We start from the raw sequence: 25349 nt of genomic DNA, 5'->3' as shown, positions 1-25349 counted from the left end.
AAGTATTCTTTGCGGGTAACGCCTCTAACTGCTCGATAAAAAAGCGTCGATGTCGTGGCGAAAAGCCGCTTCTATCATCAAACGATTATTTGGGTACTTGACCAACTTCGCCGCCGGGTAGGTTTTCGCCATAAAATATTCTTCATAACCACCCTCAACCACACCAATCCCTTCGGCATCCTGACCCGTCAGCATCTCGTTAAGATCAGAGGTGATGATTCTTTGGCTGAGATACAACTGAGTGTTGATGGTCATGATCGCATCGGCAAAATCGAAAAAGGTATCGCGCTTATCTGACCACAACAATCCAGCATGGACATCGGCTCTTCCTTGCCGAACCGCGAGAATAGAGTCATTCCAATCCGACAAGACAAACTCGATCTCTACCCCGTTTTTCTCGCCGTAACGTTGCCAGAGATCGATCAAAATACCGCGCTTGGAGCCATCTTCAGCCACATAAGAGAACGGCTTCCAAGAGGTCGAATTCGCTACTCTGAGCTTCTTTTTTACTGAATCTTCCTCAGCAGCAAACGTGTTAAAGCACAACACCACTTGAGCAAATAAGACAAATTTCAATAAAACACGTATCAAAAACGTGACATGCATTGAGCAAGTCCTTCATCGTTTAAATATTTTTGGAATTTAACGCTAAGTGTCGTTCAATTTTTTGCTTTTTCAACAACAAAACTTAGGCAAAAGGTCATTAAACTTTGAATTGTGAAACCTCTCGATTTAATTCATTCACTTTCTCTTTGGCCTGTTTTGCACAAAGGTTGGAGGCGTCGCTATTTTCTGCTACACCAGACACCGACTCCTGCACACCAGTCATCAACTGAGTAATGGATTGGGTCGCATCCGATTGTGTTTGCGCAGCATTCGCCAGTTCACTAAAGTGCTGATTGAGCTTATTAATTTGTCCAATACTCTCTTTCAATTCTGCCACCGCTTGTTCAATATGCTCTTCACCGCTGACTGCCAGCGACTGACTGGCTTCAATTTCCCTCACGACTAAGCTCGTGGAACTTTGAATTGCATTAACAATGGTATTAATCTCGCTGGTCGATTCCGTAGTCCGACTAGCAAGCAAACGCACTTCGTCAGCCACCACCGCGAATCCTCGCCCATACTCTCCAGCGCGAGCCGCTTCAATCGCGGCATTAAGCGCCAGCAAATTGGTTTGCTCGGCTAGCCCTTCAATTACCTCTGTCACTTTGCCGATTTGCTCGCTCGCTTGGCTTAACTCTGCCACCATTTTTGCGGCGCTTTGAATAGTTTGATTGAGTGCTTGCATCGTCTGCTGATTTCGATCTAAGGCTTGATGTCCCTGAGAAATCTTCTCTTTTGAATGCGCCAGACTTTGCGCCGACGATTCTACTTGAAGCAAAGTATTGGTTGCGGCATCAGCCACACCATTAACTTCATGTCCCACTTCAACCATATCCGATTGCTGTCTTTTTATTTGCAGGAGGGTTCTCTCACTCGAATGCAATAACTCACTCATACTAGCGTCGACCGAAGCGGCTTTGTCTGTCACGCCTTGGACAATTGAAGACAAAGAGTGATTCATTCGGTTTACCGAATCGGTGAGTTTTGCCAATTCGTCCGTTCCTTCGACGGTCAGAGGCGCTTGCGAGATGTCACCCGAAGCGATACGGCTGGCGCGCTCTGATACCAGCACGACACGCCGAGCAATGTTCCGACCTAAGTATCCCGACAATACAACAGCAGCGAGTACAGTCAGAACGACGGCAATCACCAGCGAAATCACCACCTGTTGAATCGACTGACTGATACCCACTCCGCTGCGATCGGCTTTTTGCTGTTGACTCAGCACCACTTGCTCTAACAGTTGATTGAGTTTGTTCGTTGTTGGCACCAGCTCTGAGGCCATGATCTGATTGCTTTGGTTCCAATTAGGAGCATTGCGCAGGGCAATAACTTGCTCAGCGAGCGGGAAGTAGAGTTGTTGCATCTCCTTAAACAGTGACCATAAATCGCGATCACTTTCCGACATCAGCTCACTTTTTCCCTCAATTTCGGCGACGGATTGATTGTGAAACGTAATAAAATCTTGATATTTCTCTAGGTGCTCTGGCTTTCCGTATTGCAGATAATCGCGCATTGCGGAGAGCGCATTAGCGAGTGAGGTGTAGCTGTTCGCATACACTTTGAACAGCCGCTTGCGCTCACCGCCTTCTCGGTTGCCCGCTTCATCGTTGATCAGGCCTTGGATCTGGTCTAAAGCCACTTCGGCGATTGGCGCGGCTTCGTTGAGGAATAAGCTGTGCGCTGGCAAGTTTTCATCAGTGTGACTCAACTCAACCACACGATTAACCAAAGTGACCACCGTTTGCCACTGCTGCGACAACGCCTCAAAGTCTTCGGGCGCGATAAGAGACTGCAAGCGTGGTAGCGCTTCTTCCGTGCGAGACAGGACACTGTTCAAGGCTTGATGGAGAGTTTCTCGCTTATTTTCGTCCCCACCCAACAACATATATGCGCGTAGAGTAGAGATAACTTCTTGAATGGACTGCTGAATCGCTCGGCTGCTATCGACGGTCGGCAAATCGCGCACTAGTAACGACGTTGCATGCTGCTCCACTACATTGGTAGTGCGATAAGTAAAAACCGACGAAGCAATAAACAGCACAGCAAGTAACATAAAACTCAGCTGCAACTTCCCTGATATTGAAAAACTCATCCAACAACTCCTGAGTACACTAAGATATCCCTCTAACAATTTTGACACACTTAGCATACATGTCACTAACTTATCTCAACAGCAGCTTAAAAACTCGCCACTTTCCCTAAATCAGTAGATAACACGTCATTTGCTCAGCCAAATAAAGCCAATATTCAGGAGGCATGGAGCACTTTCAAGCAACCATGGCTGCATTTTTATTCGTTAAAAAATCCCTTGTTTCACACATATGTGACGCTAGCGATAAAATTGTTAAAAAATATCTATTGGCTATCTCGCTAATTTTCAAACGCTCTGATAACTTTACGCCACTTTAAAATTGGCTCAGATTGTCACCATGCCGTCGCACTACCGAATCAAAAAAATCGTAGAAATTGGCGATACCCAAGGGCGGGATCGAACTTTAACCACTGAAAATAAAAGACTTTATGTTATTGGGAACTTTTCAAGGTAATCACGATCTGATCATGAAGTTAAAAATATGAGAAACTCGTACATGATTATCATTGAGCAGCTAAAAAAAGTGAAAGATACCCGTTCGCATATCAACCAAGTGTATCCTGTTATGGAAGTGGCTTTCTTGGTCATAACCGCCATGATTTGTGGTCAAAATAAGTGGACTGATATTAAGGATTTCGGCGAAGGAAATATCGAGTGGTTGCGTGAGTATCTCCCCTACGACAATGGTCTCCCCACTCGGCATAATATTGCCGCGATAATGAGAACTGTTGTACCAGAGACGCTCTTGGAAGCGATGGTAGGCTGGGTCAATTTGCACAGAGAAAAGCATGCTCAGCCTATAATCAGCGTTGATGGGAAGGTTCTAAAAGGAGCGAAAGCAAGCAAACAAGAACACCCTCTCTATATGGTTTCGGCATTTGACGTAGATGAAGGTTTGACTCTCACACATCAACCTTGTGACGGTAAAGGTATGGAGCTAATAGCGATAAAAAACATGCTCGACGAGAAGTGGACCCCGCTGGTTGGACACATAAGCTCATTTGTTAAGTGGTTGACCCAGCTCATGCTGCGTATCTTTGCCTACCGAAGTAGGCCTCATCAGGAGTGAGGTTATTCAGTCCTTGATGGTTACGCTCTTCATTATAAAACACCATGTAGTTGCCGATTTCAAGCTCGGCTTCACGGGGCGTGGTATAAGCCTTTAAGTAAACCTCCTCATATTTCAGGCTTCGCCATAATCGCTCAATGAAAACATTGTCAACCCAGCGGCCTTTCCCGTCCATGCTTATACGTATGTCATGTTCAATTAACTTCTGTGTGAACTCTGTGCTGGTAAACTGGCTGCCTTGATCTGAGTTAAAGATATCAGGTGGCCCATAATGCTTCAGCGCTTCCTCAAGCGCTTCGATACAAAAACTCGTGTCCATGGTGTTGGATAGTCGCCAAGCCAGCACTTTGCGGCTATACCAGTCGATAATCGCAACGAGGTACAGGAACCCCTTCGCCATCGGGATGTACGTGATATCAATCGCCCAAGCTTGGTTTGGGTAAGTGACTTCGATATCACGCAACAGGTAGGGATACACCTTGTGTGCTTTGTTAGCCAGCGTCGTTTTGGGCTTGGGATAAATCGCCCCAATCCCCATATCGCGCATGAGTCGAACAACACGCTTACGATTAACGCTATGGCCCTTTTTAGCCAGCTCAGTTCGAATGCGCCGACTGCCCATAAACGGATACTGCAGATGAATTTCGTCAATCATACGTCGTAACGTGATCTCCTCAGCAGAGAGTCCGATGGGCTGATAGTAAGCGGTAGAGCGAGCAATATTGAGCAGCTCACATTGGCGCTTTATCGGCAATGGGGTGGATTTAACCAGCGAACTCTTTCGCTGGGCTCGGTCTAACGACCGAGCACTTTGGCCAAAAAATCATTTTCCATGGTCAATTGACCGATCTTGGCGTGAAGTTTGTCCACATCTTCGGAACTCTCTTTTCCTGAGTGATTTTCGGTGGCAAAAATCATGGCTGCGTTTTCAAGCAGCTCCTTTTTCCATGTTGAGATCTGGTTAGCGTGCAGGTTATATTTCTGAGCTAGCTCAGCGACGGTTTTATCGCCTTTAGCGGCATCGAGAGCCACCTTAGCTTTAAACTCAGGAGAGTGGTTTCTACGTTTTCTAGTCATAATCTGTCCCTGTATTGTTGGGTACTATCAAAACAGATCGACCACTTAAAGTCATGTCCGAAAATTGGGGGCCACTTCTCAGTGAACCGGTCCCCGAACCCGTTGGCTATTCCAAATGGGTGATTGCCATGGCCAACATGGGCATTCCGCCTGCGTATCTGATGTTGGTCGGCAGCACTTTAGAAGCCGTCGGCTTCGCCTTTTTACTTGGACTGATGATTTGGCTCTGCCAACAAGTTTTTCATTCACGCCGTGCTATTGCGGTGGAGTTCTTCTCTGCCTTGGTGACAGGCATTTTCGTCGCGTTTCTTGCCAACACAGGATTACCCATCCCCGTCTGGGCACTGTGTATTGCCGCGGTCATTTTGTTTGTACCGGGGCTTTCCATCGCCAACTCATTGGAATGTCTCGCCTTTAACGATCTGATTTCCGGTACCAGCCTCTTTGGTCAGAGCGTGTTGACGTTGATAAAACTCTTTGTGGGCATCGTTATGGGGCTCAATATCGGCGAAGCGATCTGGGGGCAAGCAACCTCCATTTCATACACCAATCAGGTGCCGATCTGGATGCACATTTTCGGCTTGTTCTTACTTTCCGTTTCATTAGGTATTTTGTTTAATGCCAGGCCCTTGGACATTGTTCTCGGCTTGCCTGTGGCAATGCTTGGCATGTGGGGGCCGCTATATTTGGGCTTTGAGAGTGGCTGGGTGGTTGGCACTTGGATCACAACGGTACTGATCACCTTGTACGGCACGTGGCTAGCGAAAAAAATGGAGCTGACGGGCTCAATATATATTGTGCAAGGCATCATCATTTTAGTTCCGGGAAGCCGCGTGTTAGTGAGCGCAGGTCAGTCGGTATTTGAGCAGTCCATTTTGCCGATCCCCAGTATTGGACTTTCCGCTCTGTTCATGTTTTCGGCGATTGTCGCTGGCCAAATTACCGCGTACGCCATCTATTCACCGAAAATAGAGCATTAACGCAAAACTGGTATTAAACCATCTATAACGAAAGAGCCCGGTGCAAAATGGATTTTCTTCATCCCCTTTGCACCGGGCTCTTTGCCTCTGTGTTTCATTTTACGGCTGAAACTGCCTTTACCTTTTTTCGCTTTCACCACCCGAGTCTTAAACAACTGGCTGGTTACCAACGCCTTAAGCGCGTTATCTTGTATCACTCCTCTGCCCAACTCGTGTTCATGAGTGTCAGAGTGAGTCTTATTTTTGCATTTCATTCCTTTTCCCTCCCGGGGTGTCTCATTTCAGCGACTATTTGAGATCAAAGCGCGTTGGCTGTCAATTCTTATATCAGTTGACAGATTATGTATATCTTGTCCATCAGCAAAATTTATTTGACGCATCATTAATTTGTAAGATCGATTAATAGTCGAAAAGAAAATAGTGATTGGCGACAAATAATCTCAATTTACCGAGGTTTATCCATTGACTCTTGCGTAAGTTGACCTAGACTTTGGGTCGAACAGAAAGGAAGTCTTTTGTTTTACACATTTCACCGAATTTTACAAAATTCCAGAACTGTGGGTTACAAATGTATTTTTTTCTTTATGCAATACCAGTCGTCAATTCGGCTAAATAAATTTTGATATAGATAGGATTTACACATGTCTAACACAGTAACCGGCACCGTAAAATGGTTTAACGAAACTAAAGGCTTTGGTTTTATCAAGCAAGAAAACGGCCCGGACGTTTTTGCACACTTCTCTGCAATCAAAGGTGATGGCTTCCGTTCACTCGCTGAAGGCCAAAAAGTGTCTTTCGTCATCTCTCAAGGCCAAAAAGGTCCTCAAGCAGAAGAAATCACAGTGCTTTAATTAGACTGGACATTTTTACGGTAGCCAGCCATAGTGCTGGCTATTTTTATGCTTGAAATTCAATCTTATGGCACTCAAACCGACGATCTACAAGTTCCGTATCAACCTAACCGATATGAATCGCGACTATTTTGATACGATTTCCATTACCACCGCACTGCACCCCTCTGAAAAACTTGAGCGCTTGGCGGCGCGCTTGATTGCATTCTGTTTACATGCCCAGCCCGACCTAGCCTTCACCAAAGGACTATCGAGTACGGAAGAGCCTGACATCTGGAAGAAAGAGTACGACGGCTCCATCAGCGTTTGGATAGATGTCGGCGAACTCGAAGCCGAGCGAATCAAAAAAGCTTCTCGGCAAGCCAAACAAGTCGCCGTTTACAGCTTCAATAGCAAAAGCGCCGTATGGTGGGAAAAGAATAAGGGAAAATTTCAATCACTGCCTGTTAACGTTTATCAATTGGATGCGGCGGCGGTGGACGCTTTCGCCACTCAGATCGAACGAGGCACCACATTGTCGGTGATGATCTCCGGAAACTCAATTTTTGTCGATGGTGACCACTTCCACCAGCAAATCGACTGGCAAGGTTTACAAACCCATGAATGAACTTGAGCAACAGCTAAGTGACATCGGTGTCCATACACTTGAATTTGTAGAAAACCACCCACAAGCTCTCACCCGCTTTTGCACTGGGCAAAACGATTTATATCTGCGAGTGGTTGAAAATAAGCCGCAAACACCCAAGCAGTTGCTCCTACTCGGCTTGTTGACCAAAGCCCACAGTGAAACACTCGCCGATTTCATGCAACATGCGAAAAGTCGCCAAGTGATGCATTCAGTGTTCGAGAGTGAACTGGGAGAAGAGTTCGCCGAACGTTTTAACGACGTTACGCTACAAGATCTCAGCTTGGTGACAACCTTATGGTTATTTGTGCAAGGTCGCCTCAACATGGATTTTAGTTTAGCGAATGATCACGCCCACGAAACCGCACAGCACCTCAGCCCGTTTCTAAAAATGCAACCTGATGCCATTCGCAGCGAGTTTATGCAAAGTTTTTATCAAGGCAAAATGCTGTATCAACGCGATAATCCGCCCAATAGCTTCTGGCAACGAATACGCAATCTATTTGCTTGATAAATTTCATGGTTTTGTAACAAGCGTAACACTGGTACACTCCGACGCGATTTATTAAACGTGGAGATCCGCTATGCGCTTTATTCGTTGGTTTTTAGGCAAATTGATCCTACTGGCAAATGCTATTTTTGCTCCCAAAGGCATACAACGTAGCCCAGAAGCACAAGCTTTGGTCGATGCAAAAGCCAAAAACCTATCGCTGTATCAATTTGAGGCGTGTCCGTTTTGCGTGAAAGTGCGCAGAGCAATGAAAAGGCAATCGGTTCACTTTGAACTGCGCGACGCGAAAAACAACGCGGAACATCGACAAGCCTTGCAGCAAGGTGGTGGTAAAGTCAAAGTGCCCTGTTTACGCATTGAAGAAGATGGTCAAACTCGCTGGTTGTACGAATCCTCAGATATTGTTGCCTATCTTGAAAAAGAATTTGCCTAAAAACAGCACAAAGGCACCGGTGGGTGCCTTTGTGCTTGAATACCTCTTTTGCTCATTATCGGGTAACGATTAACATCAACTCAACCCTACGATTGCATTTGCGTCCGTTAATAGAACGATTAGAGCATGCGGGCAGATACTCACCGTAACCACGCGTGTACACCCTATGTTCAGGCACTTGCGACATCAACAGTTGCTTTTTCACTTCTTCAGCTCGTCGCTCTGAGAGCGAGTTATTAAAACCACTTGCCCCTGTACTGTCAGCGTGACCATCAATCACGATATCAATATCCTCTCGCGAAGAGAGATAATCTCCGAGCAAGCCAATCCACCTAGTCGAATCGGCAGACACTTCGGCTGAAGCCGTTTTAAAGTGAATGATTTCGGTCAAATGAATCATCATGTGATTCCCGGGCAAAAGTTGATATTCGATCCGATTACGTTGCAAAAACGCTTGCAGCGACTCCCTAGTCTCGCTTCTTTTCGGTGTCACTTCACGGGTGACTGGTAGTTCTGCTTGTGTTATGACTTCCCCGCCCCAATCAGGATAAATCAAAGCTTCCTCATTTTTGGGCGCCGTATCGAGCATATTTGGAGGCGCAATCAGGCTACTGCACCCAGACAGTAAAATGCACAAAAGCGATAGACTCGTTCTCATCGACACCCCAAACGCATAAATGGTTATTTCTCAATATCATATCGACCCAATTTGAAAATCTTTAGCAAATTGTGTCCGTTTCTGCAAAATAGCGTGCTCACATGCGGTTCAGCGCTTGAACCAAGTCATATCGTGTAGAGTGCTGCGAGTTGCTTAGCCACTGTGGCTCACCGCTTTAAAGAATAGCTTATTGTTTCAAATTGCGATTTATGCCAAACATTCGGTTTTCCTATAAGTGGTTAGTGGGTAAAATCGCTACTCTTTTTCTCTTGTTGTCATAACTATGTATAAACGATTCGTTTCACTGCTGATGGCCGCAGCCGCCATCTTCACTCTTGTTGCCTGTAGCGACACCTCACAGCCCAAAGAAGGCGCGCAATATAAAACTTTGCCCACCTCTCTTGAGGCTTTTGATCTGCCTGCGGTTACCGAAGTTTTTTCCCTGACCTGTGGTCACTGCCTAACCATGGAAGAGGTGATTCCTCAACTGGAAGAGCAGACCAAGCAAAAATTTGGCAAGATGCATGTTACCTTCAGCGAAAGCGCACAAATCAGCGCATTTATTTTTTATACCGCAGTGATGCAGCTAAAACAGACGCCAGATCACGCCTTCATGCAAGAGCTGTTTGCGGCTGTACAAATGGGCCCTGATGTGGCGGGCATAGAGAAACAACAAGCGCTTGAAAAAGCGTTTGAGAAACGTCACCTCATCAGCCCATATCAGTTGGAAAAAGAGCAGCAGCAAGCGATGTTTGCCTTGTTTCAGCAAGCGGACGCGGCATCTCAAGCAGTACAAATTAACGCGGTACCCACTTTTATCGTCAAAGGCAAATATCAAGTCTTGACTGGTGGTCATAAAAGTACAGATGAGATCGCCCAAACCATCACTTATCTACTTAATCAACCTTAACTTTGCAGAGGTCATTTGTGCCTAAATTCGTTTTCCCTATTATTATTTTTCTGCTCGCGGCTTTTTTTATCTACCGTACTTGGACAAGCCACAAAGCATCTGAGGCCAACTTTGCTATCGGCCAAGCCTTTCTAGAAGAAAACGGCAAAAAGGAAGGGGTAATCACCACAGAGAGCGGCTTGCAGTATCAGGTGCTGGAAAAAGGCCATGGTGATAAACACCCAAGCGCATCAAGCAAAGTGAAAGTCCATTATCATGGCACTTTAATTGATGGCAGCGTGTTTGACAGTTCCGTTCAGCGCGGTGAGCCCATTAGCTTTGGCTTAAATCAAGTGATTAAAGGCTGGCAAGAGGGCCTGCAATATATGGTTGAAGGTGAGAAAGTAAGGCTGTTTATCCCAAGCTCACTCGGCTATGGCAAAAGCGGTTCTGGTCCGATCCCACCAGCTAGCGTGCTCATTTTTGACGTCGAACTGATTGAAATTCAGTAAAACTTCTACCAAGTGCCGCTTATTGGCGGCACTTGGTACTCGCAACGTGTACATCTCTAACGGTGAATTAATGGTGAGGCCACTGGATAAAAGACCAACTCCTCACCTTCAACCATAAAGCAGTCCATACCCGCTGCATGTGCTGCCTGCATTCCAAGTTTGGTATCTTCAAACACGGCACACTGTTGCGCACTAAGTCCTAAAAGCTCTGCGGCGCGCAAGAAAGTTTCCGGTTCCGGTTTATGTCGCGTGACATCACTCGCAGTCACCACCACATCAAAAAAACTGCGCAGCCCGCTGTTTTTTAACAGGCGTTCGGCGCTCTGGCGCTGACTACCCGTCCCAACCGCCAGTTTTTTCTTGCCGAGGAACGCTTGTACCACACGATGAGTGACATCAATGATATCACCATGGTTTTTCAGTGAGACAAAAGCATCCATCTTAAACGCAGACACTTCACTGGGAATAAGTTGTAGGCCAAAGCGGCGGTTGAGCTCGCTGGCGATTTTAAAGCTCGGCATACCACCCAGCCCATGCAGCCACTCCCTCTCAAAAGGAAAGTCAAAAAATTCAGCCGTTTGCCGCCAAGCTTCTAAATGTGCGGGCATGGTATCGATCAAGGTTCCGTCCATATCAAAGATCAAACCCTGATAACGTGAATAGTCATTTTTGTTCATAGATATCATTTTCTAGTATATTCAGTGTCAGTTTGCTCATTAGGGGCTGGTATTAAGGAGTCAAGGTTGCAGGAGTTAAAAATCTCTCACTCGGTTGTTCTTGCCAGCCACGAATGGGAAATCATTCCTATTCGAGCGCAAGGTTGCGGTGGGCAGAACGTTAATAAGGTATCGAGTGCGGTTCATTTGCGTTTTGATATTAAGCAATCGACCCTACCAGATTTTCATAAGCAATGCTTATTAAATCTCGGAGATAGTCGCATCAATAAAGAGGGCGTTTTGGTGTTAAAAGCTCAGCAACACCGCAGTTTTGAAAAAAATCGGCTTGATGCTGTGGAACGCTTGGCACAAATCATTCGCAATGCGATAAAAAAAGATAAGAAAAGAGTGGCAACAAAACCAACCAAAGGTTCGGTTAAAAGGCGACTTGAACAAAAAACGCACCAAGGAGCCAAAAAAGGCTTACGTGGAAAAGTTACTTTTTAAACAATTAGTTACAACTCAGTAGTGAAATGCGAGCTAGGTAGGGTTATAAGATTTTATAATTTTATTACCATTCGTTATAAACGTATAATTAGTACGAATGACTATAAAACTGCTTACACATCTAAGGATACCGTATGACTATCAAGCAGAAGCTCTACTCTTTGGGTGTTGTCGCTATTTTAGGGATTGTTGCCCTACTGTTCTCCACCACTCACTTTGTTTCTAAATCGGAACAACTTCAGCAAGCCATCAAACTCGTCGCAGATTTAGAAATTCGACTGCTTAACCTTCGTCGCAATGAAAAGGATTTTTTACTCCGCAGCGATGTTTAGTACTTGTCTACCTTTGATAAAAACGTTGATATTTTTCTTTCAACGGAAAAACAGCTCGCCGCCATTCTCACTAGCAACCAACTGCCATCAAGCGCTCAGTTGCGACAAGATTTACTTACCTACCAAAAAGTCTTTCAAACCTTGGTCGCGGCCTATCAAACTCTGGGGCTGAACGAGCAACAGGGGATGTTGGGCAGCTACCTAAAAGAGCTCAAACGAGCAAAAGAGGCATCTAGCGCAGAACAAGTTTTACGCTTGATGGAGTTCAATCAAAATGTACTACAAGGCGAAGTGAAGAAAGAGCTGCTCAGCGGCATAGAAAGTAGCACCCTGCTTAGCCAAGCTGCGCAGGTGGCCAATCAGCATGTCACTATTGGCGTGCAGTACAACAAGGGACTGTTGGGGGAAGTGCGTAATCTCTCCCACACCGTAGAAGAACAGTTCAAAACATTTGCTAACGCTCTCAACGAAGCGTACAACGAGCAAACCCAGCAAATGGACCTTATTAAGCAATTTGTCACCGCTGTCGTCCTTTTACTTCTGGTGGGAATCATTTGGCAGATTTCCCGCTCAATCAATCATCAAGTTCAAGTGCTGTCTGATACGATTCACCGAATCTGTGAAACCAATAACGTGGGTTTACGCTGTCAGATGAAAGGCAATGACGAATTGGTTGAAATAGGCAATTATTTCAATACCTTGCTAGAGAAAATTGAGCAACTCATTTTCCACTCTCAGGAGAAATCGACCCAGCTCACTTCCAGCACCAACAGTATGCACGATGAACTGGAGGGCGTGATTGAGCAGTTCCATGTTCAGGCAGATCACACGTCGACCATGACTATCTCAGTGCAGGAAATGGTGTCCACCATCAGCGAGATCTCGGAAAGCACTTCTGTGGCGGTTGAAGGGGTGCAACAAGCAGCGAAAAACGCCGAAGCTGGGCGTAACGTGGTGGTATCGACAGTGAAGAACGTCGATCAACTGACCAGCATTTTAGCCAACAGCCAAACGTCTATTCACTCCCTCAACGACCATGTGGACAAAATCGGCGGCGCAGTGGTCATCATCCAAGGGATCGCAGAGCAGACCAACCTACTGGCACTTAACGCAGCGATTGAAGCAGCGCGTGCAGGTGAACAAGGCCGAGGCTTTGCCGTGGTGGCCGATGAAGTTCGCGCCCTTGCCAGCCGAACTCACCAGTCAACCGAAGAGATCACCAAAGTGGTGGCGGCAATTCAGTCACAAATGGCGAAAGTCGTCAGTGACATTGAGCAGTGCAATCAGCAAGGGCAAGAGACGTTACATGCCTCAGAGCAGCTAGATGCCAGTTTGGCGCGTATTATTACCGACATGTCGAATATTCAAGCGAACTCAGAACGTATCGCTTCAGCCATTGAGGAACAAGGTATTGTGATGGGACAAGTGAGTGATTCGATTACCGAGCTCAACACCATCTCTGAAAACAACATGCACTCAGCCCAAGAGTGTTTGGCGGAGGTAAACACTGTCTCTTCTCAAGCCAAGGACATGGATAAAGCGGTTGCGCAGTTCAAGACCCGCAATCGCTGAGGAGATAAACGCACGGTTTGCAGTAAGAGCGCAATGGTCCAAGGGACTACTTTAAATAACGCACGACTATTTTTTTAAAGAAAATGCGTTATCATGCAAACAATTACAGCCTTCGGTAGAGAGGACAAAGATGATATCTAAATGGGCTAAGCGTTTTTACCAAATGGCAGAACTGGTGGCGTCATGGAGTAAAGACCCCTCCACGCAAGTCGGCGCGGTGATTACCAAACAAAATCGTATTGTCTCAGTGGGTTTTAATGGTTATCCACATGGTGTTTCCGACAGCGTCGACACTGATGAACGAGAGCTGAAATATCTCAAAACCTTACACGCTGAAGAGAACGCTATCCTATTTTCTAAACGGGATCTCGATGGTTGTGACATTTGGGTGACGCATTTTCCTTGCCCAAACTGTGCGGCGAAAATCATCCAAACAGGAATTGCGCGAGTACATTGCCCTGAGCAATCAGCCGATTTTCTCTCTCGCTGGGGAGATAAGATCCAAGTCAGCCAAGATATGTTTAATCAAGCGGGGGTTGAAGTGGACTGGTTACCGCTGGCCGACCTAAACAGCGATGACGTTCGTTAGTCTCTTGTTACCTGCCAAAACAAAAACATCGGCCCGGTTATATTACCGGGCCGACTGTTTTGAACACAACGATTAGGCGTAGCGTTTGGCGGTCATTTCTGCAATTTTCACGATCACTTCGACGGATTTTTCCATCTGCTCGATAGAAATAAATTCATGAATGCCGTGGAAGTTATATCCGCCAGTAAATAAGTTCGGGCAAGGAAGTCCCATAAAGGATAATCTCGCGCCATCTGTACCACCGCGAATCGGCTTAATCACTGGCTCAACATCACACTGCTCCATCGCTTGTTTGGCAATGTCAATAATATGGGGGAAAGGCTCGACTTTCTCCCTCATATTGAAGTAACTATCAGTAAAACAGATTTCCACTGAGCCGTGTTTCAATTGCGCGTTCATTTCATCAACCCGTTGCTGCATAAAAGCTTTGCGCTGTTGTATGCCTTCGCGTGAAAAATCTCGTAGGATATAACCCAGCTCAGAACGCGCAACACCCATCTCCGCCGATTTCAAATGATAGAAACCTTGATACCCTTCGGTGCCTTCAGGGGTCTCATCTTCTGGCATCATGCAGTGAAAACGGCTGGCCAACGTCATCGCATTGACCATTTTGCCCTTGGCGGTTCCCGGATGAACACTGACGCCATGGAAAATCACGTCGGCACTGGACGCATTGAAGTTCTCGTACTCCAACTCACCTTGCGGGCCACCATCAACCGTATACGCCCACTCAGCGCCAAAACGGGCCACGTCAAAATGGTCCGCACCACGACCAATCTCTTCATCCGGGGTAAAACCGATGCAGATATCTCCGTGTGGGATGTACGGGTTTTCCATCAGAAGCTCAATGGCAGATAAAATTTCTGCGATTCCCGCTTTATTGTCTGCGCCTAGTAGCGTGGTGCCATCGGTTGCAATCAGGTTGTGACCATGCAGAGCGTGCAAATCGGGATATTGGACTGGAGAGAGCACCTCGTCGCCGATACCAAGTGCAATATCGCCACCTTGATAATCTTCGATAATTTGTGGCTTAACGTGTTTGCCAGATGCATCCGGCGCGGTATCCATATGGGCGATGAATCCGATGGCAGGCACAGGATAGCTGACGTTTGACGGCAGTTTTGCCATCAAATATCCATTGTCGTCGAGGTGTACGTCACTCAAGCCGAGTTCGATGAGCTCTTGCTTTAAGTGCTGGGCAAATTTTAACTGCCCAGGGGTACTTGGGCAGCATTTTTTCTTGGCGTTCGACTGAGTGTCAAACGTCACGTAGCGAATAAATCTTTGTACTAGATGTTTCATAGCAATTCTCATCATTGTAGCCAACAGGAGGAGCGGATTTTTGCTTTTGGGTCATGCTCTCTACTTCTAATGCCGAATAGAACAAGGAGATTTAAGCTGCAAGGCGATATCCGGCCGAACTATCTTACGCCCTTGAAAGGATGAGAAATTGCTTTGAATCAGTTTTTACTGCATTGCCTGTACTTAACGTAAATAAGGTGACTATTTTGCTGCTACCTGTTTGCCGCTACCGGTTTGCGGATACCTGCGCGTGCAGTTCGCTGGCAAGCTCCTGCCAATCGCTAATCTCACGATGAAAATGGCGCCATTGTGCAGCGTTCATGGAACGCGCAATTTGCAGAATGTAACCGTCCGCCAGATCGACGTTCGACTGCAACTTTTGCTTAAATGCATCGCCATGGTAGCTTTCAGGGTCAAGCAGCAAACGAGTCAGGTGCTGCTGGAAATCGTGTGGATCTTGCTTGTGTTTAAACAGCTCTTCGACCGCTTGACGCAAGGCTGCCCGATATGCGCGCCAATCGGCTGTCGTGATGGTGACTTCTTGCGACCACTGTTTTATCAGCGCTTGTTGCGCAGGCGTGAGCTCTCCTAACCACTCTTCCGCACCTTCGACAAAAAACTCTTGATAACGCTCTCGGATCTCTTTCTCATTTAAATCCGCATATTTTTCATCACGTTTGCGATGAGCCTTAGCCATATTTTTCAGTAGCTCATCTTGCTGCGCCTGACTTAGTGAGAGCGCCAAAGCGTAAAGATCAGGAGCCAGTTTCTGCGCGATACGATAGCGGTGCTGTGTTAATGCTTCTCTTTGCGCGACGAGAAAGGGTTTGGAGAGCTGAGTTTCAGTCAAGGTGGATAGCAATTGCAACTGGGATAGATAGATAGGCAATTCGCTTTCTCTGTGCCATTGCAGCAGCACATCCAAGCGCTCTTCCACCAGCTCTTCTTGCTCATCCGTCAACGTTACATAGTCATCGATGTACTCCAACACCACCCAGTCTAGGTGGTTATACACCATTTTGTTCGAGCATCCTGTCAGCAGCAATAGCATGCCAAGTAGCCCTAGGATAAAACGCCCACTCGTCGTCATCCGAACATAGATGCGTGACAACATTCCACCGTCCCTGTGTCTGTTTTTCACATTAGTGTTATCTTAGCCAGCTTGGCCAAGTTATTCCAAACTCCAAAGCACAACGGGTGAAGAACACTCTTCACCCGTTTAGGCTAACCTTGAAAAGCGTTTTCTATGGCACACCATGGCCTTTCGATGCCACCCAAACGCGATACCATTGCTCGCGACTCAATTCCAACTTAAGCGCATTCACCGCACTCTGCACGCGTTCAATTTTACCTGAGCCAATGATAGGCAGTGGCTTGGAAGGCAAACGTCTCACCCAAGCATACACCACTTCGTCGATGCTACCCGCCCCCAGCTCTTCTTTGATTGCATGCAGCTCGTTTCGTACTCTTAATGCTTGCTCACTGTCACCGTGAAACAGAGCGCCACCGCCCAAACATGACCAAGCCATCGGCCGTGTGCGGAGTGTCTGCATCTGATCAAGTGTGCCATCGTGGACCACGTCAAAATTGAGCGGATTAATTTCCACTTGATTGGTCACTAAAGGTTTACTCAAACGCGACTGCAAAAGATCAAACTGACGTGGCGAAAAGTTTGACACGCCAAAATGTTTCACTTTGCCCACTTTGTGCAATTCGTTAAACGCCTCAGCGACTTCGTCGGCCTCCATTAAGGCGTCAGGGCGATGAATAAGCAAGACATCCAGCTCATCCACACCTAATCTCTCTAGCGAATTATTCACCGATTGATAGATGTGCGCCGCGCTGGTGTCATAATGGTTGACTTTACGAAGTGGGTTTTTCTCACCACATAAGTTGATATCGCACTTGCTCACAATTTGGATGTCGCGGCGTACGCTCTTATCTAACGCCAGCGCTTCGCCAAACAGGCGTTCACACTCGTACTGACCATAAATGTCGGCGTGATCAACCGTCGTCACGCCCATTTCAATATGTTGCTTGAGGAAAGTTAAGCGCTGCTGAGGGGTCATGTTCCACTCCCCCAGACGCCAGTATCCTTGGATCAGCTCTGAAAACTCAGGCCCTTGAGGTGCAATCACTACTTTTGCCACCATGGTGTTCTCCTTTTCTTTAACTGCCGACAATCCTAGACTTGTTTTGCCATTGGCTCAACGCGTAAACTGGATTAGTTCGAACTGGAGTACGAAGTAATGAGTTTTGCGCAGCGTTTAAACACCTTAATTGGCGAAGAGAGCATCAGCGGTTTTGCCCGCCGTGTTGGCCTTTCAGAAGCTTTGATCCGTAAGTATCTCAATGGTAGCGAGCTAAGCCTCTCCAAAGCCAATCAAATTGCCGTGCGGGCAAACTGCTCTTTGGAATGGCTGGCCACAGGCTGTGGTTACTTGTACCGCCAAGCCGAGGTCGTGGACGCCCCCGCTTATCGCATGGCTTATCAACACGTGACCGGACGCCATTTGACAGACGAGGAAATGGCGGAGCATCAAAGCATTGTCGCCGGGTACCAATATCTTCGTGCACATAAAAAAGCAGATGGGTATTTGGACAAAGAGGCGATGGTCGCCTTTCTTACTCGCTCGGCGAAAGAGTTAAGCGACGAGTGATGCGCAGTTCTATCGACTGAGTATCATGGCTAAACTCCACACTCAGCTCTGGGGTATCACTCAAATATTGCGCTTTCGGCAGCCATATTTGCTGTTGAGGCTTAGCGTTGATTTGATTGAGAAAAAGTATCAAGGATTTATCAAGTGCAGACAAACCCGTCTCATCGCCGACATTTCGCCACTGCGCTTTGACGTCAAACGTCTGTTCGGCGGCGGTCACCTTTGCCAGTTGCAAGCGATCTTTCGCAAAACCTAATTGGATTTGCGTCCAGAGAAAATCACTGTAGGGGGCAAAGATAAACATCTGGTAAGCACGCTTTTCGAAAGTCACTTCTGCATAAAAATGGCTCTGATAATAAACAAGATCATCAATACAGTAGCGCACACTTTCATCGTCACCGCACTGGTAAAAATCACCCTTCTCTAAAATTGATGCTGCCGACAGAGCCAATTGTTGACCAGTTAGTTGTCCGGAGAGGAGCGCTGGGTTAGCGAATACCGAGAAGCTGCAAAAGAGAATAAGAAACAAATAACGAGACATAAATTCGGCATCTATTCTGAAGAAGAATCGTTTTTCAACGACTTAGCAAGCTAGCATAAACGAAAAATTACCAAACAGAAAGGCGCACTAGCGTGCGCCTTAACCTCGTACTCAATCGTGAGTTTGCGAATCGGGATGTCTATAGCTGCATCCCAAACAATATACGAGGCACTACAGTAGGGTTTTGAATCCATCCAAATTGTATGTAAAACCTCACATCCCTCCTTCTTAGAGCAGCATGTTGCTTTACGATCTAAGTGTGGCTCATAAACGCAACTTTGCAAGGAATCTGAGAGAAAAATTCTATCTTTTTTATTCGTTGCAGAACCTTAAACATGTAAACATTTGTAGCACCTATTAATTTTGCAAAGCTAATTTGCATCTTTGTTGATTAAGACACATAGCCGGCCCCGTTTATAATCGGCATCCCTATCATACAAGGCGGAGAATGGTAATGACCAAACGTGAGAGAATAGTGCAATCTGTGTTAGTGCGAGTCCCTAAAGATGCCATTAACCAGTTTCTCTCTCGAGGTTCTACACCGATTTCTGTGCTTTTTCTTTCGGCGTTGGTCGGCATTGTTGCTGGGTTAGTCGGTACCTACTTTGAGATTGCGGTGCACTTCGTTTCCGAAACTCGCACCGAGTGGCTGCGCGATGAAATTGGCCACGTAGTGCCACTGTGGTTAGCTGCGATTCTGATTAGTGCCGCACTCGCCTTTGTCGGGTATTTTTTGGTCCACCGTTTCGCCCCGGAAGCCGCTGGCTCCGGCATCCCAGAAATCGAAGGGGCAATGGATAACATTCGTCCGGTGCGCTGGTGGCGTGTTTTGCCCGTGAAGTTTTTTGGTGGTATGGGCGCACTGGGCTCTGGCATGGTGCTTGGCCGAGAAGGTCCGACAGTGCAGATGGGTGGCGCGGTTGGTCGTATGGTTACCGATATTTTCCGCGTCAAAGATGACGATACTCGCCACTCACTGCTCGCTTCTGGCGCCGCGGGCGGTTTAGCGGCGGCTTTCAATGCCCCTCTCGCGGGAATCATGTTTGTCGTGGAAGAGATGCGCCCGCAATTTCGTTACTCATTGATCTCCATTCGCGCTGTGATCATCTCTGCCGTGATGGCCAATATTGTGTTTCGCACCATCAATGGACAAAGTGCGGTCATCACCATGCCACAATATCAGCCGCCGGAGCTGCAGGCGCTGTGGTTGTTTCTTCTGCTCGGCGGGTTATTTGGTGTGTTTGGCGTACTGTTCAACAAGCTGGTTACCGTCGCGCAAGATACGTTTGTCGCCATTCATAAGAATGACCGGAAACGCTATCTGCTCACTGGTACCTGCCTTGGCGGGGTATTTGGTTTATTACTGCTCTACATTCCGGAGTTGACTGGTGGCGGCATTCACCTGATCCCCGAGATCACCACTGGCAACTACAGCATCTCTGTCTTGGTGTGGCTGTTTGTCGGGCGTATTGCCACTACCTTAATCTGCTTCGGTTCTGGCGCACCTGGCGGTATTTTTGCACCAATGCTCGCGCTCGGCACCTTGTTTGGTTACGCCTTCGGCGCGACGGCGAAACTGCTACTGCCAGATCTGCCGATTGAACCCGGTATGTTCGCCATCGCGGGCATGGGCGCTCTGTTTGCTGCAACCGTACGTGCTCCCATTACTGGCATTTTGCTGGTGATCGAGATGACCAACAACTACTACCTGATTCTGCCGCTGATTATCACCAGCCTTGGCGCCGTGATCTGCGCGCAGGCGTGTGGCGGTAAACCGATTTACAGCCAACTTTTGCATCGTACGATCAAAAACGAAAAACTTCGCCAGCAAGATCTGCCCGAACAACCCGCGGCGTGACGTCTCATATTCTCAGCCGGGAATAACACTTCCCGGCATTTTTGTGCCATGTGCTAAATTTTTCGCGCAACTTCTCATTAAGCTTGTTAACATTCCTGCGCCTTCTGGTAAGAGTCGAAACGAACATCAGCCTGTCTGTTATAACCTTGTACAGACGTACAAAGACATTAACAATTTGGTGTGTCATCACCAACTTCGCCATCAACACACTCCAGACGGCACCTTTCCCAAAAATCAAAACGAGATAAATGGAGTTATCGTTGAACTGGAAAAGACTTGTTCAAGTGCAAAGCGTTCCCCCGTCACAAGCGGCCCTTGCACTAGGCATGATTGGTTTAGGACAGGCTTGGGCCTTGTATCTCCCGCAGATTGGCGTGCCGATTCGCCCATTTTTGGCCACTCTCGGCGCATTGCTGCTTTTGCCTGTGTTAGCTCGTTATGCCACCAGCGCAAGAACGTTTCTCAACGATATCCGTCACCCGCTGAGTGGCAGTTTGATGGCGCCGATGAGCATGGCGCTTTTGGTGTTGTGTGACTATCTGGCGGCGGTTTCACCAGCTATTGCTTATCCATTGTGGTTTATGGCTATTTTGCTGCATTTCACCATGATGGTGCTGTTTTTCAGCTTCCAGATCATGAACTTTAAAATGTCCAATATCGTGCCGAGTTGGTTTTTGTATCCGGTGGGGCTCATTAGTGGTTCGTTGGCGGGATCGCAATTTGGCCACAACGTGTTTTCCGAAACCTTGGCGCTGGTTTGCATCGGCATCTATTTCTTCTTGCTGCCGTTAGTGCTCTATCGCTTGGTGTTTTTTGGTTCTTTACCCAGAAGAGCAAGGCCAACACTCGCCATCATGGCCGCCCCGGTGAACTTGTCACTGGCCGCTTATTTGGTCAATTTCAAACAGCCTGATCCCATTTTAACCGGCGCTCTGGCTGGCATCGCTATCACCATGACCTTGCTGATTTATCTCTGTTACATTCGTCTGCTGCGTCTCAAATTTCAGCCATCAATTGCCGCCGTCACCTTCCCTTCGGTGATCAGCGCAATTGCCATGCATCGACTGACACAGTTTTTTGCCGAATCCCACCCTCATTGGCACTGGCTGCACAATTTTGGCTTTTTTGAATTGAGCATCGCGACTTTGTTGGTTGTTTGGGTCTCGGTGGGTTACTTCAAAATGTACTGGCCAGAGATCGCGGCAACGAATGCCCAACAATAAGAGACATAAAAAAACGCCAACCTAGGTTGACGCTTTTTTATCTGTGGCTCTCGTTATCTCAAGCCATGTAAGAATTCTGCGCGAGTTGCGGGATTGCTTTTGAAAATCCCACCCAATGCGGTGGTGGTGGTTTCACTGGTGGCGTCCATCACCCCACGTGATTTCACGCAGTAGTGAGTAGCATCAATTGTCACCGCCACATCATCGGATTCCAGCAAGGTTTGCAACGCGACTAAAATCTGCTGTGTCATGCGCTCTTGTACCTGTGGACGCTGAGCAAAAAAACGAACAATGCGGTTAATTTTTGATAAACCAATGATTTTGCCACGCGGGATATAAGCCACTGCCGCTTTACCATCAATCGTCACCAAGTGATGTTCGCACGTGCTGGTGAGGGTAATGTCTTTGACACGCACCATCTCACTGACATTCATTTTGTTTTCAATCACGGTGATTTTGGGGAAGTTCTGATAATCCAGCCCGGAGAAGATTTCATCAACGTACATTTTGGCGATGCGGCGAGGTGTTTCTTCTAAACTGTCATCGGTCAGATCCAGTTCAAGCAGAGCCAGGATCTCTCGCATATGATGCTCGATCTTCTCTTTCTTCTCTTCACGACTGAATTGGTTTGGCACCATGGGTGTCTCTAAACCACGTTTTTCTAGCGCATCTTTGACTAATTTAGCGGATTCGCTCAAACCTGACATTGTACTTCCTCTTACTGCTACAGCATCACCCAACCGAAGATTACCCCTTTTGGATGGCTGACAAGGATACTCGTATTTTTGAATAATTACATCCATATTTTACCGAGGGACATTCTTCCCTCCCTTTGTTCTGTGCTACAGTGCGCTAATATCTTAATTCAACAGGAATTCACTATGGGCTGTTGTGATGCACCAGGCTTAATGCCTATTGAAGATGCGCTGGAAAAAATGCTTTCCGGTATTAAACCAATTCAAACAACGTTGAAACTTCCTCTCGCTGAAGCGCTGGGTTTTGTGCTCGCCGAAGACGTTCTTTCCCCAATTCATGTTCCACCATTTGCCAATTCCGCCATGGATGGCTACGCGATTCGTCTCGCCGATCTTAAACCAAACAAGCCGCTTCCTCTTGCAGGCAAATCCTTTGCTGGTCAACCATTTGAAGGTGAATGGCAGGAGAATAGTTGTATTCGCATTATGACTGGCGCGAAGATCCCTGAAGGCTGCGACGCGGTGATCATGCAAGAAAACACTCAAGTGAGTGAGACGGGTATTATTATTCAGCAGTGTCAGATTAAACCCAACGAGAACATCCGCCCTATCGGTGATGACATCCGCTGTGGCGATCTCGTGCTCGCAAAAGGCACTCGACTCACCCCGCGTGATATTCCGATGATCGCTTCGCTTGGTATCAGCCATGTCACTGTGGTGCGCAAACCGAAAGTGGCGTTTTTCTCTACCGGAGATGAGCTGAAATCATTAGGTGAGCCTTTGTTGGAAGGCGAGATTTACGACAGCAATCGCTACGGCATTAAGCCGCTGATTGAAAATTTCGGTTGCGAAGCCATCGATCTTGGCATTATTCCCGATTGCCCCGAAACCCTGAGAAAAACCTTTGACACGGCGCAATCTTTGGCTGATGTCGTGGTGACATCAGGTGGGGTGAGCGTCGGTGAAGCGGACTATACCAAAGACATTTTGCAAGAGTTGGGCGAGATCGGTTTTTGGAAGCTGGCGATTAAGCCGGGCAAACCGTTCGCTTTTGGCAAACTGCGCACCGCTTGGTTTTGCGGCCTGCCCGGCAATCCGGTGTCTGCCATCGTCACCTTGTACGTGCTGGTGCAGCCAATGCTCGCCAAACTGGCTGGCCACTCACAATGGAAAGCGCCAGAATCCATTCACGCCATCACTCAAAGCGCCTTCAAAAAGTCACCGGGTCGAACCGACTATCAACGTGGCGTCTATCGCATCGAAAACGGCCAATTTGTGGTGGAAAGTACCGGAAATCAAAGTTCAGGTGCGTTTCGTTCTATGAGCTTGGCCAACTGTTTTGTCGTCTTAGAGAGTGAGCGTGGCCGCGTCGAAGCGGGAGAGACTGTCACCATTCAACCGTTTAATTCGACAATGTACTAGGAGCACGCAGTGGAGATCTTATCCGACCAAGAAATGCTGCGTTATAACCGTCAAATTGTCTTGCGCCAGTTTGATTTTGCAGGTCAAGAGGCACTCAAACAGAGCTCAGTGCTGATACTGGGTGCGGGTGGTTTAGGTTGTGCGTCCAGTCAATATCTCGCCACCGCTGGCGTTGGAAAGCTCACCTTGATCGACGATGACGTGGTAGAGCTGTCTAACCTACAGCGCCAGGTATTGCATCATGATGTCGATATAGGCCGCAAGAAAGTCGAATCGGCAGCTCAATCGTTGCGTGAACTTAACCCATATCTTAACGTATCAACTATAGATGGTCGTTTAGACGACAAGGCGTTGGCCGAACTTATCGCCCAACACGATCTGGTGCTTGATGCCAGCGACAATATCGAGACACGCAATCAGCTCAATCGCCTGTGCTTTGTGGCAAAAACGCCGCTGGTTTCCGGTGCGGCAATCCGTATGGAAGGACAAATCAGCGTGTTCTTGTATCAAGATGCCAAACAACCTTGCTACCAGTGTTTAAGTGCACTGTTTGGCAGTAGCGCCTTAAGCTGTGTCGAAGCGGGTGTGATGGCACCCGTAGTAGGAATTATTGGTGCGATGCAAGCCTTGGAAGCGGTCAAAGTGCTGGCGAATTTCGGTCAGCCCATGGTGGGCAAGGTATTGATTTTTGATGCCATGACACTTTCTTGGCGAGAAATGAAACTGACGAAACTAGCCAATTGCCCTGTCTGCCAAGGCCAGTAAAATCTTCGTGGATAACTCTCTAACTTAGCCGTCTGTTGGCAATGGACTGAGATCAACAATAAGGAACAGTTGTAATGACCCCTCTGATTACCGCGCAGGAACTACACAATATCAAACATCAAGATAACGTGATCATTCTTGATGCCAGCATTGATTTCACCATTCCCAATGCCGAACAGAAAATTTTGCACAAAGTGATTGCCGGAGCGAGACGTTTTGATTATGACCACGAGTTTTGCGATACCAGCAGCTCATTGCCACATATGATGCCCGACGAAAGTACATTCAACCAAAAAGCGCAGCAGCTTGGTCTGAACCAAGATAGTCATATTGTGGTGTATGACAATGCCGGTACCTATGCCTCGCCACGCGCTTGGTGGATGCTCAAAGCGATGGGACATCACAATGTGCAGATTTTAAATGGTGGTCTACGTGCCTGGGTTGAAGCGGGTTATCCGACCCAGTCTGATTTTGAAGCAGTATCACAGAAAGGAAACTTTCACGGCACACTCGATAAAACTTACTTTCTCAGTGCCGATAACGTATTGATTCATAGTAATGCGCGCAGTGCCAACATTGTTGATGCCCGTTCAAAAGAACGCTTTCATGCCCAAGTGGCTGAACCTCGCGAAGGCATTCGTAGCGGCCATATCCCAGGTTCGGTTTGTTTGCCATTTTCTCATCTGATGGAACGTGGTTTTATTAAACCTTTGTCTGGGTTGCAAGCTGCGTTCGAACCATTACCATTAGTAAATGATAAGCCCATCATTTTCAGTTGTGGTTCCGGTGTCACTGCCTGTATTTTGTTGCTGGGAGCCTACCTACTGAATCACCGTAATCTTTCAGTGTATGACGGTTCATGGACTGAATGGGGTAGCAACTCTGCACTTCCGATTGAAGTTTAGGAGTTTGCCTAACGAC

General features: G+C 47.2%; 26 protein-coding genes and 4 pseudogenes. 18 read left to right on the top strand and 12 right to left on the bottom strand.

What is annotated here, in order from left to right; translation table 11 throughout:
• Positions 1-24: 24 nt before the first annotated feature.
• Both EA26_RS22205 and EA26_RS10425 read right to left on the bottom strand, forming a co-directional pair.
• Positions 25-606, bottom strand: a complete 582-nt coding sequence (locus tag EA26_RS22205) for a transporter substrate-binding domain-containing protein (protein WP_052079714.1) — start codon at positions 604-606, stop codon at positions 25-27.
• A gap of 97 nt (positions 607-703) precedes the next feature.
• Entirely contained in the window at positions 704-2701 is a 1998-nt protein-coding gene (locus EA26_RS10425) for a HAMP domain-containing methyl-accepting chemotaxis protein (RefSeq protein ID WP_039427307.1), read from the bottom strand.
• A gap of 496 nt (positions 2702-3197) precedes the next feature.
• Here EA26_RS10425 and EA26_RS10420 point away from each other — a divergent pair.
• Positions 3198-3665, top strand: a pseudogene (locus EA26_RS10420) (ISAs1 family transposase); the annotation flags it as partial.
• A gap of 58 nt (positions 3666-3723) precedes the next feature.
• On the opposite strand, the gene EA26_RS10415 reads toward EA26_RS10420, so the two are convergent.
• Positions 3724-4847, bottom strand: a protein-coding gene (locus tag EA26_RS10415) for an IS3-like element ISVpa4 family transposase (RefSeq protein WP_100269006.1) whose coding sequence is annotated in 2 segments (ribosomal slippage) — positions 3724-4595 and positions 4595-4847 — 1125 coding nt in all. Because the reading frame shifts where the segments join, the coding sequence is not laid out codon by codon here.
• A gap of 80 nt (positions 4848-4927) precedes the next feature.
• Here EA26_RS10415 and EA26_RS10405 point away from each other — a divergent pair.
• A pseudogene (locus EA26_RS10405) lies at positions 4928-5827 on the top strand (threonine/serine exporter family protein); the annotation flags it as partial.
• Here the strand turns inward: EA26_RS10405 and EA26_RS10400 are convergent.
• A complete protein-coding gene (locus tag EA26_RS10400) occupies positions 5824-6081 on the bottom strand; it encodes an alternative ribosome-rescue factor A (RefSeq protein ID WP_052079254.1) in 258 nt (85 codons plus the stop codon). The pseudogene EA26_RS10405 and the gene EA26_RS10400 sit on opposite strands and share 4 nt — an antisense overlap.
• A gap of 387 nt (positions 6082-6468) precedes the next feature.
• On the opposite strand from EA26_RS10400, the gene EA26_RS10395 reads away from it, so the two are divergent.
• From EA26_RS10395 to EA26_RS10380, 4 genes are all read left to right on the top strand, one after another.
• On the top strand, positions 6469-6678 hold the full coding sequence (locus EA26_RS10395; RefSeq protein WP_039427306.1) for a cold-shock protein: 210 nt from the start codon (positions 6469-6471) through the stop codon (positions 6676-6678).
• Between the two features lie 67 nt (positions 6679-6745).
• The gene (locus tag EA26_RS10390) at positions 6746-7285 is read left to right on the top strand and encodes a YaeQ family protein (protein WP_039427304.1); all 540 of its coding nucleotides are present in this window, start codon (positions 6746-6748) and stop codon (positions 7283-7285) included.
• On the top strand, positions 7278-7814 hold the full coding sequence (locus EA26_RS10385; RefSeq protein WP_039427303.1) for a hypothetical protein: 537 nt from the start codon (positions 7278-7280) through the stop codon (positions 7812-7814). The genes EA26_RS10390 and EA26_RS10385 overlap by 8 nt, the downstream gene beginning before the upstream one ends.
• Before the next feature lie 73 nt (positions 7815-7887).
• Positions 7888-8247 (top strand): glutaredoxin family protein, encoded by a 360-nt coding sequence (locus EA26_RS10380; protein ID WP_039427302.1) that lies wholly within the window; start codon positions 7888-7890, stop codon positions 8245-8247.
• A 55-nt stretch (positions 8248-8302) separates the two neighbouring features.
• Here EA26_RS10380 and EA26_RS10375 read toward each other — a convergent pair whose 3' ends face one another.
• The gene (locus EA26_RS10375; RefSeq protein ID WP_039427301.1) at positions 8303-8905 is read right to left on the bottom strand and encodes an OmpA family protein; all 603 of its coding nucleotides are present in this window, start codon (positions 8903-8905) and stop codon (positions 8303-8305) included.
• Positions 8906-9188: 283 nt separating this feature from the next.
• Between EA26_RS10375 and EA26_RS10370 the strand changes: the two genes are divergently transcribed.
• Together EA26_RS10370 and bamJ are read left to right on the top strand one after the other, a co-directional pair.
• A complete protein-coding gene (locus EA26_RS10370) occupies positions 9189-9815 on the top strand; it encodes a thioredoxin domain-containing protein (RefSeq protein ID WP_039427300.1) in 627 nt (208 codons plus the stop codon).
• A gap of 17 nt (positions 9816-9832) precedes the next feature.
• Positions 9833-10306: a BamJ family beta-barrel-assembly machinery protein gene (gene bamJ, locus EA26_RS10365; protein WP_039427298.1), complete on the top strand. Its 474-nt coding sequence runs from the start codon at positions 9833-9835 to the stop codon at positions 10304-10306.
• A gap of 56 nt (positions 10307-10362) precedes the next feature.
• Here bamJ and EA26_RS10360 read toward each other — a convergent pair whose 3' ends face one another.
• Positions 10363-10983: a beta-phosphoglucomutase family hydrolase gene (locus tag EA26_RS10360; protein ID WP_039427297.1), complete on the bottom strand. Its 621-nt coding sequence runs from the start codon at positions 10981-10983 to the stop codon at positions 10363-10365.
• A gap of 66 nt (positions 10984-11049) precedes the next feature.
• Between EA26_RS10360 and arfB the strand changes: the two genes are divergently transcribed.
• The 4 genes from arfB (at position 11050) to EA26_RS10345 (ending at position 13962) form a co-directional block, all read left to right on the top strand.
• Positions 11050-11469: an alternative ribosome rescue aminoacyl-tRNA hydrolase ArfB gene (gene arfB, locus EA26_RS10355; RefSeq protein ID WP_039427296.1), complete on the top strand. Its 420-nt coding sequence runs from the start codon at positions 11050-11052 to the stop codon at positions 11467-11469.
• Positions 11470-11603: 134 nt separating this feature from the next.
• Positions 11604-11801, top strand: a complete 198-nt coding sequence (locus EA26_RS22200; RefSeq protein WP_226978369.1) for a hypothetical protein — start codon at positions 11604-11606, stop codon at positions 11799-11801.
• A gap of 3 nt (positions 11802-11804) precedes the next feature.
• The gene (locus tag EA26_RS10350) at positions 11805-13373 is read left to right on the top strand and encodes a methyl-accepting chemotaxis protein (RefSeq protein WP_226978368.1); all 1569 of its coding nucleotides are present in this window, start codon (positions 11805-11807) and stop codon (positions 13371-13373) included.
• Between the two features lie 130 nt (positions 13374-13503).
• Entirely contained in the window at positions 13504-13962 is a 459-nt protein-coding gene (locus EA26_RS10345; RefSeq protein ID WP_039427294.1) for a dCMP deaminase family protein, read from the top strand.
• A 72-nt stretch (positions 13963-14034) separates the two neighbouring features.
• Here the strand turns inward: EA26_RS10345 and pepT are convergent, their stop codons facing one another.
• The 3 genes from pepT to EA26_RS10330 form a co-directional block, all read right to left on the bottom strand.
• Complete coding sequence (gene pepT, locus EA26_RS10340) at positions 14035-15264, bottom strand: peptidase T (protein WP_039427293.1); 1230 nt, start codon at positions 15262-15264, stop codon at positions 14035-14037.
• A 226-nt stretch (positions 15265-15490) separates the two neighbouring features.
• Positions 15491-16378, bottom strand: coding sequence for a DUF6279 family lipoprotein (locus EA26_RS10335; RefSeq protein ID WP_152593677.1), 888 nt, complete (start codon positions 16376-16378; stop codon positions 15491-15493).
• Positions 16379-16508: 130 nt separating this feature from the next.
• Entirely contained in the window at positions 16509-17417 is a 909-nt protein-coding gene (locus EA26_RS10330; protein ID WP_039427291.1) for an aldo/keto reductase, read from the bottom strand.
• A 96-nt stretch (positions 17418-17513) separates the two neighbouring features.
• On the opposite strand from EA26_RS10330, the gene EA26_RS10325 reads away from it, so the two are divergent.
• The gene (locus EA26_RS10325) at positions 17514-17924 is read left to right on the top strand and encodes a helix-turn-helix domain-containing protein (protein ID WP_039427289.1); all 411 of its coding nucleotides are present in this window, start codon (positions 17514-17516) and stop codon (positions 17922-17924) included.
• Here EA26_RS10325 and EA26_RS10320 read toward each other — a convergent pair.
• On the bottom strand, positions 17890-18465 hold the full coding sequence (locus EA26_RS10320; protein WP_039427288.1) for a hypothetical protein: 576 nt from the start codon (positions 18463-18465) through the stop codon (positions 17890-17892). The two genes, EA26_RS10325 and EA26_RS10320, sit on opposite strands and share 35 nt — an antisense overlap.
• Positions 18466-18919: 454 nt before the next feature.
• On the opposite strand from EA26_RS10320, the gene clcA reads away from it, so the two are divergent.
• Positions 18920-20323 (top strand): H(+)/Cl(-) exchange transporter ClcA, encoded by a 1404-nt coding sequence (clcA, locus tag EA26_RS10315; protein WP_039427287.1) that lies wholly within the window; start codon positions 18920-18922, stop codon positions 20321-20323.
• Positions 20324-20571: 248 nt separating this feature from the next.
• Positions 20572-21471: pseudogene (locus tag EA26_RS10305) on the top strand (TDT family transporter); the annotation flags it as partial.
• Here EA26_RS10305 and EA26_RS22585 read toward each other — a convergent pair.
• Positions 21442-21540: pseudogene (locus tag EA26_RS22585) on the bottom strand (hypothetical protein); the annotation flags it as partial. The pseudogenes EA26_RS10305 and EA26_RS22585 overlap by 30 nt on opposite strands.
• A 59-nt stretch (positions 21541-21599) precedes the next feature.
• Positions 21600-22253 carry a GTP cyclohydrolase I FolE gene (folE, locus tag EA26_RS10300; protein ID WP_039427283.1) on the bottom strand — a complete coding sequence of 218 codons (654 nt, stop codon included), beginning with the start codon at positions 22251-22253 and terminating at the stop codon, positions 21600-21602.
• A gap of 174 nt (positions 22254-22427) precedes the next feature.
• On the opposite strand from folE, the gene moeA reads away from it, so the two are divergent.
• From moeA to EA26_RS10285, 3 genes are all read left to right on the top strand, one after another.
• The gene (gene moeA, locus EA26_RS10295) at positions 22428-23663 is read left to right on the top strand and encodes a molybdopterin molybdotransferase MoeA (RefSeq protein ID WP_039427282.1); all 1236 of its coding nucleotides are present in this window, start codon (positions 22428-22430) and stop codon (positions 23661-23663) included.
• Between the two features lie 9 nt (positions 23664-23672).
• Complete coding sequence (gene moeB / locus EA26_RS10290) at positions 23673-24428, top strand: molybdopterin-synthase adenylyltransferase MoeB (protein ID WP_039427281.1); 756 nt, start codon at positions 23673-23675, stop codon at positions 24426-24428.
• Positions 24429-24502: 74 nt separating this feature from the next.
• Positions 24503-25333, top strand: coding sequence for a sulfurtransferase (locus EA26_RS10285; protein ID WP_039427279.1), 831 nt, complete (start codon positions 24503-24505; stop codon positions 25331-25333).
• The last annotated feature ends 16 nt before the right edge of the window (positions 25334-25349 follow it).

This window comes from Vibrio navarrensis, assembly GCF_000764325.1.
GTDB lineage: Bacteria > Pseudomonadota > Gammaproteobacteria > Enterobacterales > Vibrionaceae > Vibrio > Vibrio navarrensis.
The sequence above is the reverse complement of the archived record's forward strand: the minus strand, read 5'-3'. Positions and strand labels throughout refer to the sequence as shown.

Coding starts and splice junctions, on each gene's coding strand:
- clcA (WP_039427287.1), top strand. CDS start 18,920: ATGACCAAACGTGAGAGAATAGTGCAATCTGTGTTAGTGCGAGTCCCT.
- EA26_RS22205 (WP_052079714.1), bottom strand. CDS start 606: ATGCATGTCACGTTTTTGATACGTGTTTTATTGAAATTTGTCTTATTT.
- EA26_RS10400 (WP_052079254.1), bottom strand. CDS start 6,081: ATGAAATGCAAAAATAAGACTCACTCTGACACTCATGAACACGAGTTG.
- EA26_RS10345 (WP_039427294.1), top strand. CDS start 13,504: ATGATATCTAAATGGGCTAAGCGTTTTTACCAAATGGCAGAACTGGTG.
- EA26_RS10330 (WP_039427291.1), bottom strand. CDS start 17,417: ATGGTGGCAAAAGTAGTGATTGCACCTCAAGGGCCTGAGTTTTCAGAG.
- EA26_RS10395 (WP_039427306.1), top strand. CDS start 6,469: ATGTCTAACACAGTAACCGGCACCGTAAAATGGTTTAACGAAACTAAA.
- pepT (WP_039427293.1), bottom strand. CDS start 15,264: ATGAAACATCTAGTACAAAGATTTATTCGCTACGTGACGTTTGACACT.
- EA26_RS10320 (WP_039427288.1), bottom strand. CDS start 18,465: ATGTCTCGTTATTTGTTTCTTATTCTCTTTTGCAGCTTCTCGGTATTC.
- EA26_RS10425 (WP_039427307.1), bottom strand. CDS start 2,701: ATGAGTTTTTCAATATCAGGGAAGTTGCAGCTGAGTTTTATGTTACTT.
- EA26_RS10335 (WP_152593677.1), bottom strand. CDS start 16,378: ATGTTGTCACGCATCTATGTTCGGATGACGACGAGTGGGCGTTTTATC.
- EA26_RS10285 (WP_039427279.1), top strand. CDS start 24,503: ATGACCCCTCTGATTACCGCGCAGGAACTACACAATATCAAACATCAA.
- EA26_RS10370 (WP_039427300.1), top strand. CDS start 9,189: ATGTATAAACGATTCGTTTCACTGCTGATGGCCGCAGCCGCCATCTTC.
- EA26_RS10375 (WP_039427301.1), bottom strand. CDS start 8,905: ATGAGAACGAGTCTATCGCTTTTGTGCATTTTACTGTCTGGGTGCAGT.
- EA26_RS10385 (WP_039427303.1), top strand. CDS start 7,278: ATGAATGAACTTGAGCAACAGCTAAGTGACATCGGTGTCCATACACTT.
- moeA (WP_039427282.1), top strand. CDS start 22,428: ATGGGCTGTTGTGATGCACCAGGCTTAATGCCTATTGAAGATGCGCTG.
- EA26_RS22200 (WP_226978369.1), top strand. CDS start 11,604: ATGACTATCAAGCAGAAGCTCTACTCTTTGGGTGTTGTCGCTATTTTA.
- EA26_RS10325 (WP_039427289.1), top strand. CDS start 17,514: ATGAGTTTTGCGCAGCGTTTAAACACCTTAATTGGCGAAGAGAGCATC.
- EA26_RS10390 (WP_039427304.1), top strand. CDS start 6,746: ATGGCACTCAAACCGACGATCTACAAGTTCCGTATCAACCTAACCGAT.
- EA26_RS10360 (WP_039427297.1), bottom strand. CDS start 10,983: ATGAACAAAAATGACTATTCACGTTATCAGGGTTTGATCTTTGATATG.
- EA26_RS10380 (WP_039427302.1), top strand. CDS start 7,888: ATGCGCTTTATTCGTTGGTTTTTAGGCAAATTGATCCTACTGGCAAAT.
- folE (WP_039427283.1), bottom strand. CDS start 22,253: ATGTCAGGTTTGAGCGAATCCGCTAAATTAGTCAAAGATGCGCTAGAA.